Origin of the sequence: Clostridium fessum (genome assembly GCF_003024715.1) — a bacterium.
GTDB classification, from domain to species: Bacteria; Bacillota; Clostridia; order Lachnospirales; family Lachnospiraceae; genus Otoolea; species Otoolea fessa.
Genome location: NZ_PYLO01000002.1, coordinates 875,022 through 884,797, shown reverse-complemented (window position 1 = coordinate 884,797; position 9,776 = coordinate 875,022). Strand labels below are relative to the sequence as shown.

Annotated in this window: 7 protein-coding genes, 1 tRNA gene and 1 rRNA gene; 3 read left to right on the top strand and 6 right to left on the bottom strand. The window is 43.6% G+C overall.

Annotated elements, in window-relative coordinates; all coding sequences use genetic code 11:
• Both C7U56_RS09330 and C7U56_RS09325 read right to left on the bottom strand, forming a co-directional pair.
• Positions 1 to 489 (bottom strand): 16S ribosomal RNA (locus tag C7U56_RS09330); the annotation flags it as partial.
• A 352-nt stretch (positions 490 to 841) separates the two neighbouring features.
• A tRNA-Ser gene (locus C7U56_RS09325) sits at positions 842 to 929 on the bottom strand.
• Positions 930 to 1,176: 247 nt separating this feature from the next.
• Here C7U56_RS09325 and C7U56_RS09320 point away from each other — a divergent pair.
• Together C7U56_RS09320 and C7U56_RS09315 are read left to right on the top strand one after the other, a co-directional pair.
• Complete coding sequence (locus tag C7U56_RS09320; RefSeq protein WP_107000969.1) at positions 1,177 to 2,109, top strand: ketopantoate reductase family protein; 933 nt, start codon at positions 1,177 to 1,179, stop codon at positions 2,107 to 2,109.
• On the top strand, positions 2,091 to 3,014 hold the full coding sequence (locus C7U56_RS09315) for an AEC family transporter (RefSeq protein WP_107000968.1): 924 nt from the start codon (positions 2,091 to 2,093) through the stop codon (positions 3,012 to 3,014). The genes C7U56_RS09320 and C7U56_RS09315 overlap by 19 nt, the downstream gene beginning before the upstream one ends.
• Before the next feature lie 128 nt (positions 3,015 to 3,142).
• On the opposite strand, the gene C7U56_RS09310 is transcribed toward C7U56_RS09315, so the two are convergent.
• The 4 genes from C7U56_RS09310 to C7U56_RS09295 form a co-directional block, all read right to left on the bottom strand.
• On the bottom strand, positions 3,143 to 3,727 hold the full coding sequence (locus tag C7U56_RS09310) for a Fe-S-containing hydro-lyase (RefSeq protein WP_329997532.1): 585 nt from the start codon (positions 3,725 to 3,727) through the stop codon (positions 3,143 to 3,145).
• A 132-nt stretch (positions 3,728 to 3,859) separates the two neighbouring features.
• Positions 3,860 to 4,702 carry a fumarate hydratase gene (locus C7U56_RS09305; RefSeq protein ID WP_107000967.1) on the bottom strand — a complete coding sequence of 281 codons (843 nt, stop codon included), beginning with the start codon at positions 4,700 to 4,702 and terminating at the stop codon, positions 3,860 to 3,862.
• A gap of 351 nt (positions 4,703 to 5,053) precedes the next feature.
• Positions 5,054 to 6,871 carry an aminopeptidase P family N-terminal domain-containing protein gene (locus tag C7U56_RS09300; protein ID WP_107000966.1) on the bottom strand — a complete coding sequence of 606 codons (1,818 nt, stop codon included), beginning with the start codon at positions 6,869 to 6,871 and terminating at the stop codon, positions 5,054 to 5,056.
• 128 nt (positions 6,872 to 6,999) lie between these two features.
• Positions 7,000 to 8,571, bottom strand: coding sequence for an AbgT family transporter (locus C7U56_RS09295; protein ID WP_107000965.1), 1,572 nt, complete (start codon positions 8,569 to 8,571; stop codon positions 7,000 to 7,002).
• Between the two features lie 184 nt (positions 8,572 to 8,755).
• Here C7U56_RS09295 and C7U56_RS09290 point away from each other — a divergent pair, with 184 nt between their 5' ends.
• Entirely contained in the window at positions 8,756 to 9,769 is a 1,014-nt protein-coding gene (locus tag C7U56_RS09290; RefSeq protein ID WP_107000964.1) for a LacI family DNA-binding transcriptional regulator, read from the top strand.
• The last annotated feature ends 7 nt before the right edge of the window (positions 9,770 to 9,776 follow it).

Below are 9,776 nucleotides of genomic sequence, written 5' to 3'. Positions count from 1 at the left end.
CTTCTTAGTCAGGTACCGTCATTTTCTTCCCTGCTGATAGAGCTTTACATACCGAAATACTTCTTCACTCACGCGGCGTCGCTGCATCAGGGTTTCCCCCATTGTGCAATATTCCCCACTGCTGCCTCCCGTAGGAGTTTGGGCCGTGTCTCAGTCCCAATGTGGCCGGTCACCCTCTCAGGTCGGCTATTGATCGTCGCCTTGGTAGGCCGTTACCCCACCAACTAGCTAATCAAACGCGGGTCCATCTCACACCACCGGAGTTTTTCACACTGGACCATGCGATCCCGTGCGCTTATGCGGTATTAGCAGTCATTTCTAACTGTTGTCCCCCAGTGTGAGGCAGGTTACCCACGCGTTACTCACCCGTCCGCCACTCAGTCAATCTAGCTTCCATCCGAAAACTTCCGTTAGATTGCTTCGTTCGACTTGCATGTGTTAAGCACGCCGCCAGCGTTCATCCTGAGCCAGGATCAAACTCTCATGTTAAAGTTTTGATTCTAGTCAAAATTCGCTTGGCTAATTTTAACCGTTATTACTGTTGTTTTGGTTTTGTTCTGAATGTTCTCTTGAACTTCAAGGCTTAACCAAAAGCCTTTGTTCTTAGAATTTTCAGGGTTCTACATACTGTTCAGTTTTCAAGGTTCTTTGTTGTCTCAGCGACAGCTCATATATTCTATCATAAGCATTCTTGCTTGTCAACAACTTTTTTAATTTATTTTTTGTTTTTCTTTTTCAAAAGCGCCGTTTCTTCAACAGCTCAGCTAGTTTATCACGAAAATTCATCAGTGTCAAGCACTTTTTTGTTTTTATTTTTTCTAGCTTTTTTTAAAAAAAGAAACGGAGAAAGAGGGATTTGAACCCTCGCGCCGGTTGCCCGACCTACACCCTTAGCAGGGGCGCCTCTTCGGCCTCTTGAGTATTTCTCCGCAGTAATAAAAAAAATATTCAATTGCATCTTAACGCATTTCTTTGTCAGACGCGTATCTCATTGTATCAAAGAAAATTTAAAATGTCAAGCAAATTTATCCAAGTTTTTTCTTTTTTTTTATTTCCTTTAAACCACCATTTTTCAATATATTTTATGATATGATACTATAGATGTTTTGGCGGATTGCAGGAGTGCATCGCATCGCACGCAGCAATCCAGATTAGGATTCAGAAAGGAGTTTTTTTATGAATTTAAAATATATGATCCTGGGAGCCGGCGGTACTGGTGGAATTCTTGGCTCTGCTCTTACAAAAGCTGGAAAGGATGTTACATTCATTGCCCGTGGTTCCAACCTTGATGCTATGCGTAATAACGGTCTCATCATTCGTCATCTCTGGGATCAGACGGAAGAACATCTTGAGGTTCGTGCATTATCCATGGAAGAATCCTGTGCTCTCTCCCTGGCTCCGGAGGTTATCTTTATATGCGTAAAAGAATATTCCCTTGATTCCGTCCTTCCTTTTATCCGACAGACCGCTGGTCCCCGCACAATTATTATTCCCATCTTAAATATATATGGAACCGGTGCCAGGATGCAGAAAAAATTACCGGATTGTACCGTTCTGGATGGATGCATCTATGTTTCTGCATCCTTAGAACATCCCGGTGTTCTGGTTCAGCACGGTCCTATCTTAAGGGTTGTCTTCGGTCCCAGGGATCCTTCCTATATTTCTCCGATTTTATCAGCCATTCAATCGGATCTTTGCGAAAGCGGTATCGATGGAGTTTTATCCACCCATATCCAAAGGGATGCTTTGGAGAAATTTTCCTATGTCTCCCCTATCGGAGCTTCCGGAGTCTACCTTCATGCCGTGGCCGGAGATTTTCAAAAGGAAGGACCTGCCCGTGAATTATTTAAATCCATGATTCGTGAAATCAGCGCTCTGGCTGCTGCCATGGGATATCCCTTTGAAAAAGACTATGTAAAAATAAATCTGGAGATTCTTTCCAACTTATCTGCCGATGCCACCACTTCCATGCAGCGTGACATAATGGAAGGAAAACCATCGGAACTGGACGGACTTGTCATGGAGCCACTCCGACTTGCAAAAAAATATTCTGTCTCTATGCCCTGTTATGAGGAGGTAGCAAACGCATTATGTCCATTGGAATTTTAGTTGGTAAAATTGCGGCATTATTTATCATCATGTTTTTAGGCTTTGTTTTGGTAAAGACTGGCATTTGCCGCTCAGATGACAGCCGCATTCTTTCACGCCTGTCTGTCTATATCGTAGTCCCCTGTTCGATTTTATCTGCTTTTCAGGTCAGCTGCAGCCCTTCCATCCTAAATGGGCTTCTTTTGGCGGTGGCTGCTGCTGTATTGATCCATCTCATCCTGATTGTCCTTTTTTACTTTATAGGACCTCTTCTTCATCTTAACGGAGTTGAAAAAGCCTCTATCATCTACTCTAATGCAGGAAATCTTGTTATACCACTTGTTTCCTCTATTCTAGGACCAGACTGGGTTATTTATTCCAGCGCCTACGTCTCTGTACAGCTTTTTCTTCTCTGGAGTCATGGAAAAATGATGATCTGTGAAGAAAAGAAGCCTGATTTTAAAAAAATCATAACAAATACAAATATGATTGCCATTTTATTCGGTATTTTTCTATTCTTGGCACAGATTTCACTTCCCGGTCCAGTGGACAGCGCTGTCCGCTCCCTGGGAAGCATGATTGGTCCTTTGGCCATGCTGATCTCAGGAATGCTGATTGCCGGAACCACGCCCCAGGAAATTCTGACTTTTCCCCATATTGGACTTGTCACGATTCTGCGGCTCATCGGTGTACCGCTTTTGACAATTTTACTTCTTAAATTCAGCGACCTTGCTTCTTTTGCTGAGAATGGTTCACAAATTCTGCTTGTCACCCTGTTAGCCACAATCACCCCATCCGCCTCCACAATCACGCAGATGGCCCAGGTATATGGAAAAGATGCCCGCTATGCTGGTGCCATTAACGTAATTACCACTCTGCTTTGTATGATAACCATGCCAATCATGGTTTATCTCTATCAATTATAACTTTATTCTTCAAGACAAAAGAGAGGTTATTTGCAAAACAGCAAATAACCTCTCTTCATAAAACTCAAAAATGCATCTGCATTCTTGCTGCGGGATGGGAGTCATCCCACATCTGATATCTTATTATCCTATCTCTGATATTCCTTTACCGCGGTCTCGTAAAGATTGTTTCCTTCGGAATCAATTACCACGATCATAGGCATATTTTCTACCGTCAATTTTCGGATCGCCTCTGTTCCCAGATCATCGTATGCAATCACTTCCGATTCCTTAATGCACTTTGAAAGAATTGCTCCAGCTCCGCCAACTGCCGCAAAATAAACGGCACCATTGCGAACGATGGCATCGATGACTGCCTGGCTTCTCTTTCCTTTTCCGATCATGGCTCCCATGCCGAGATCCAGAAGTCTTGGAGTATATTTATCCATACGGCTGGCTGTGGTCGGACCTGCAGAACCAATCGGACGGCCCTCTCTGGCCGGTGACGGTCCCATATAATAAATTACATTATCTTTCAGATCAAGGGGAAGTTCTCTTCCTTCATCCAGTGTCTCTATCATGCGCTTATGAGCTGCATCACGTGCCGTATAGATGGTTCCGCTTATATATACATAATCACCTGCATGCAGGCTTTTTAATGTCTCCCTGTCAATTGGAGCTGTGATTGTTCTATCCATATTTTCCTCCAAATCTATCTTATGTGCTCTCGGTATCTTTTTGTGCAGGAAAGACTCCGAGAGTACATTCTTTATACTATCAAATGATGTTTGGGTCACAAGAGATTTTTCCCCTTTTGATACCGGATTGCTACGTGCTTCGCACTTTCGCAATCCTAAAAATATTCATCAAATCACTCTGTGCGCATGACGGTTTACATGACAGCAGATATTGATGCCTACCGGCAGCCCTGCAATATGGGTCGGGTAGGTTTCAATATTGACAGCCAGGGCGGTTGTCCGTCCGCCTAAACCGCCAGGACCGATTCCAAGGTTATTGATCGTTTCAAGCATTTCTTTTTCCAGATCACGCACATACTCAACCGGTGATTCCTCTTCCAGATTTCTGGTCAGCGCGTGCTTCGCCATCTCTGCACACTTTTCAAAGGTTCCACCGATTCCAACGCCTACTACCATCGGAGGACAGGCATTCGGTCCCGCATCCCGCACCGCTGTCAGAATAGCATCCTTGACTCCTTCGATTCCATCTGCCGGTTTCAGCATGAACACACGGCTCATGTTTTCACTTCCAAATCCCTTCGGAGCCACCGTGATCTCTACCTGCTCACCCTCTACGATCTCATAATGAATGATAGCCGGTGTATTATCCTTCGTATTCTCACGGTAAATCGGATCCTTAACCACGGATTTACGGAGATATCCGTCTACATATCCCTGACACACGCCCTCATTGATAGCATCAGTCAGAGAACCGCCGATCAAATGTACATCTTGTCCCACCTTGATAAACACAACTGCCATTCCGGTATCCTGGCAAATCGGAATCATCTCCTCACCAGCGATACATAAGTTTTCTTCCAGCTGGCCTAAAATCTGACGTCCCAATGGAGATTCTTCACTCGCTGCCGCCTCATCAAACACCTTTTTCATATCCGGTGACAGAAAATGGTTGGCCTCAATGCACATTTCTTTGATATTCTGTGTAATGGTTTCAACATTGATTCTTCTCATTTGAAAACTACCCTTCTTCCATGAAATTTTTATCTGCCCCTGCTGACAGAACCGCATCTCTTAATCATTAATGACTCTTATATCATCATAATAGAAATTAAATAATCTTGCAATCATTTCTGAATAGATGTAATAAAAATACCCCCTGAATAGATTTTGATCTCATGCGCAGTGATTCTGATAGGAATATGCCAGCTTTGCTGACCAGAATCACGCGCCAAGTCTCACGGACGTTCGACTTGAATTTATCTCTATCTATTCAGGAGGTATTATATTGTTACAGTTCAGCCATGACATCTTCTTGTTTCCATATTCATTCAAACCAGCGCATGGCTGAACTGTAACATCATATTATCTTGAAATTTCTCTTGTCACGTGTTTTAACCACTCTTTTTCTTCGTCATTCATGTACGGAGAAATGGTTTCGTATACGTCTTTATGGTATGTATTTAAGCGCTCGATATCCGCGTCATCCATGAAACGTGTATCCAGTGCCTCTAAGTCAATCGGCGCCTTGGTCAGGAATTCGAACTTCAGGAACTGTCCGTACTCATTTTTCTCATCCTCGACACATAAGATCAGGTTCTCTGTTCTGGTTCCGAAATCGCCAGCAAAGTACAGACCCGGCTCATCGGAGCAGATCATGCCCGGCTCGATCACAGCGCTGTCCTGACGCTCCGGAACAACCTTCCAGCGCAGTCCGTTCGGTCTCTCATGTACGTTAGAAAGATATCCAACACCATGTCCGGTACCATGTGCAAAATCAAGACCACGTTTCCAGAATGCTTCACGGATGGTGTAGTCTAAGTTGATTCCCCGGCAGCCGTGAAGGAACTTCATGGTTGATACCTTCAGCATAGCGGCTGCTACGATTGTGTAGTACTCTTTTTCCTTCTCGGTCAGAGGTCCTAACGCATAGGTTCTTGTGATATCAGTAGTTCCCTCTAAATACTGTCCGCCGGAATCTACCAGCAGAAGACCTTCCGGTTTTAATTTCTTGCATACCTCATCGCTTGGATGATAATGGCACATTGCTGCATTTTCCTTGTAAGCTGCAATGGTTACGAAACTTGGCTCGATATAATTGCCCTGCTCTGCTCGCAGTTCTTCAATTTTATGAGCCGCTGTCATCTCTGTCATATCGCAGGTTCCGATGGTATGCTTCAGCCAGTACATAAACTTGGTAACAGCAATGCCATCTTTTAAATGGGCCCTACGCATATTTTCGATCTCGGTCGCATTCTTAACAGCCTTCATGGTCGCACAAGGATTCATCTCGTCTATGATACGGCAGGAAGCATCAATGCTCTCGCATACAGCAAAGCTTGCTTTCTTGCGTTCCAGAAGAATCTTCTCATTCTTCAGGGCTGCCACATCCTGTAAGAATTCCGCATACTCTTTTACCTGAACCTTTGCCTCAGCTAAAGCCGCACAAACCTCTTTTCCCATCTTAGTATCTTCTTTGATAGCTTCTTTCTGTACGTATAAATAGGCTTCATCCTGTGTAATAAGTGCATAGGACAGAAATACCGGGTTATTTACAATATCGTTTCCACGAAGGTTGAATAACCATGCAATTTCATCCAGAGCCGTCATCAGATGAATCTGTGCTTTATTTTTCTTCATGGCATCACGAAGATCTGAAAGTTTCTCTACGGTACTCTTTCCGGCATATTTTACATCCAGGCTCCAGATAGGCTCGCAGGACATAGCCGGACGGGAAGTCCAGATCTCACCTACCAGATCCTTGCTGCAGTTGATTGTTACATTTTTTTCCTGCAGTAAGTTCTGAAGACCATACCCCAGCTCAGAGTTTACAACACGGCCATCAAATCCAAGGCATCCATCAACCGGAAGCTCCTCCTCTAAAAACTCGTCCAGAGTCGGGAATTCAGGTTCACCCATGCGGTATAATTTGATCTCACTGCCTGAAAGCTGCTCTTCTGCCTGTACAAAGTATCTTCCGTCTGTCCAGAGTCCGGCTTTGTCCATAGTGATAACAGCCGTTCCAGCGGTTCCGTTGAAACCGGTCAGGAAGTGACGGCATTTAAAGAATTCGCCTACATACTCAGATTCATGAAAATCCGCAGTCGGAACCAGGTATGCATCGATTCCCAGTTCTTTCATGCGATCTCTTAATTGTCCAATTTTTACATTTGTCTGGTTCATTATTTCCTCCTTCATACGATTTTTTTGAAAAAATATGTACTCCTGGAATGTCTATGCATTCCGCATAAAACATTCCCAGAGTACATCTTAATTCTAGTTATTTAAATTATCGTAACGATTCAACCCCATTAGCCAAGAAACATTCCAACGCCCGGTCCTAACGGAAGGTTAAGTACGATCCATAATACTAACAGGATACTCCATCCAATCAGGAAGCATATACTGTACGGAAGCATGGTGGAAACCAGAGTTCCGATACCAGCCTCTTTATCGTATTTCTTCATGAATACGATAATCATTGCGAAATAGGACATCATCGGAGTGATAACGTTTGTACAGGAGTCACCGATACGGTAAGCAACCTGAGCGAACTCCGGTGTGTAACCTAACAGCATGAACATCGGTACGAATACCGGAGCGATCAGAGCCCATTTTGCAGATGCAGAACCCATGAACAGGTTGATGAATGCTGCAAAAAGAACGAATAAGATCATGGTCGGGATAGTTCCAATACCAGAGTTTCTAAAGAACTCAGCTCCCTTTAATGCAAGGATCGTTCCTAATTTGGTATAACCAAAGAAGTTAATAAACTGTGCTGCCACAAAGGTCAGAGCGATGTAGGAGCTCATGGTTCCCATGGCACGTCCCATAGCGTTGCAGACATCCTTCTCTCCGTGGTATACACCAGTCATATGACCATATACAACAGACGGTACGAAGAAAAGTACAGTGATAATCGGGATGATGCCCTCCATAAACGGAGAGTTTCCTAACAGTGTTCCATCCTCAGCTCTCATAACAGAGTTAGCCGGGAGACAGAAAGCTACCAGAACCAGAATCATAACCAGTAAGGTTAAACCAGCTACTTTCAGAGCTTTTCTTTCCTGGTCGTTTAATTTATATTCAGAGCTTGTTTCATTCTCTTCCCCATTGCCGTGATACTCACCAAAACGCGGTGCAACGACTTTCTCAGTGATGATAGTACCTAAAATTGTGATCAGGAAGGTAGACACCATCATGAAGTACCAGTTTCCGGTCGGCTCAACTACATAAGTCGGGTCTACCATCTTTACAGCCTCGTTGGTAATACCGCAAAGAAGCGGATCCAGAGTACCGATTAATAAGTTTGCAGAGAAACCACCGGATACACCTGCAAATGCTGCAGCCATACCAACTACCGGATGACGATTGTATGCCATGAACATCAGTGCTGCAATCGGAATCAGAACGATGTATCCAACTGCATCGGCCAGGTTGGACATAACGCCTAAGAATACGATCATCGGAGTGATTAACTTAGCCGGAGTAACCTCTACAGCAGACTTTAATGCGCCTCCGATTAAACCACTGTCCTCCAGAAGTCCGATACCAAACATAGCTACCAGGACAACTCCCAAAGGAGCGAATCCTGTAAAGTTAGTGATTGCATGTGTCAGCATGTATACAAGCCCCTCACCATTCAAAAGGCTGACAGCCTGAACCGTCTGAGTCTCTACGACTCCCTTAGAACGGTTAACCAGTTCACCTGTTGCCGAAACTCCAGCCATCTCACAGACAGCAGAAAGAACGATAACAAAGAGAACTAAAATTGCAAAAATAGAAATCGGATGCGGAAGTTTATTTCCGACTTTCTCAATTCCGTTCAGCCAGCGGTTTAATAACGAAGGCTTATCTTTTGCTTGTTCGTTTGCTTTTCCCATTTTTTCCTCCATTCCTAACTTATACGTATAAGTAAATTTTGTATTGTTAGAATATCACAAAAGGATCGGCATTTCAATTGTTTTTTTAGTAATATTAAATTATTGTGTATTTTAGTGAATTTCTATAGACATTTTTAGAGAAATTTAATAAACTGTAAAAGTGTTATAAGGAGTCTACAAAATTATGAAAAAAAATGTTACTGCAAAAGACATCGCAAAACTCTGCGGAGTCTCCCAGGCGACTGTATCTTATGTGATCAATAATCGCCAGAATCAGAAGATCAGTGAGGAAACCAGACGCAAGGTTTTAGATGCCGTTGAAGCACTTCACTACTATCCCAATGCTTCCGCCAAAAGCATGCGGACCAAAAACTGCACGTCCATCGGAATTGTATGTGCAAAGGATTACAGCCGCCAGGCTTTCTTAAATGCTTTTACTGGAATCAGCCAGTACCTGTCCCAGATCGACTATACCATCACGATTTTCAATGAAATGGATGATATAGATTCTTCTCCGGATTATGTCAAAAGCTATTATTCCAACGTGATCGATGGACTCATTTTTATTTCCAACGATGATCACGCTGCTTTTACAAAACCGGCCGATGAAAATCATATTCCCTATGTGGTTATCTGTATGGACGGGGTTTTCTCAAAAAAAACACCGTTCCCCCATGCATTTGAATATGCCCTGCAGGAATGTGCCTCCTTCTGTCTGGAAAAGGGAATCCGCGAAGTGCGGTATTTTTCCATCAGCAATGACGGTCTTTTAGTTAATAATAAATATCCGCTTTTTGAATCCCTGCTTCGCCGGACGGCACCGAACTGCCATCTGGAGCACGTGATCTGCCCTATCAAGGATCGTGATCTGATTCATTTGCAGCAATTTTTAGCTAAATACATGGAAAACCGCAGTTTTGATCTTGCCATTTCTCAAAACTACGACATTGGACTGCTGCTGCAGCGTGAAATATTAAAAACAGGCTTTTCCATCCCTCAGAGAATTCGCCATATCTTCCTGAACGAGGTAAATTTCTATGAAATGGACTATCCTTCTATCAGCGGCATTGATATTCCCTACGATCAAATGGGCGAGTATGCTGCCAAACTTCTTCTTGCTATGATCGAAAACCGTGAATCTGAATTTACCTACCAGGAATTCAGGTGCCGACTCATTCAGAGAGAAACGACGCTGTGACGCTGTT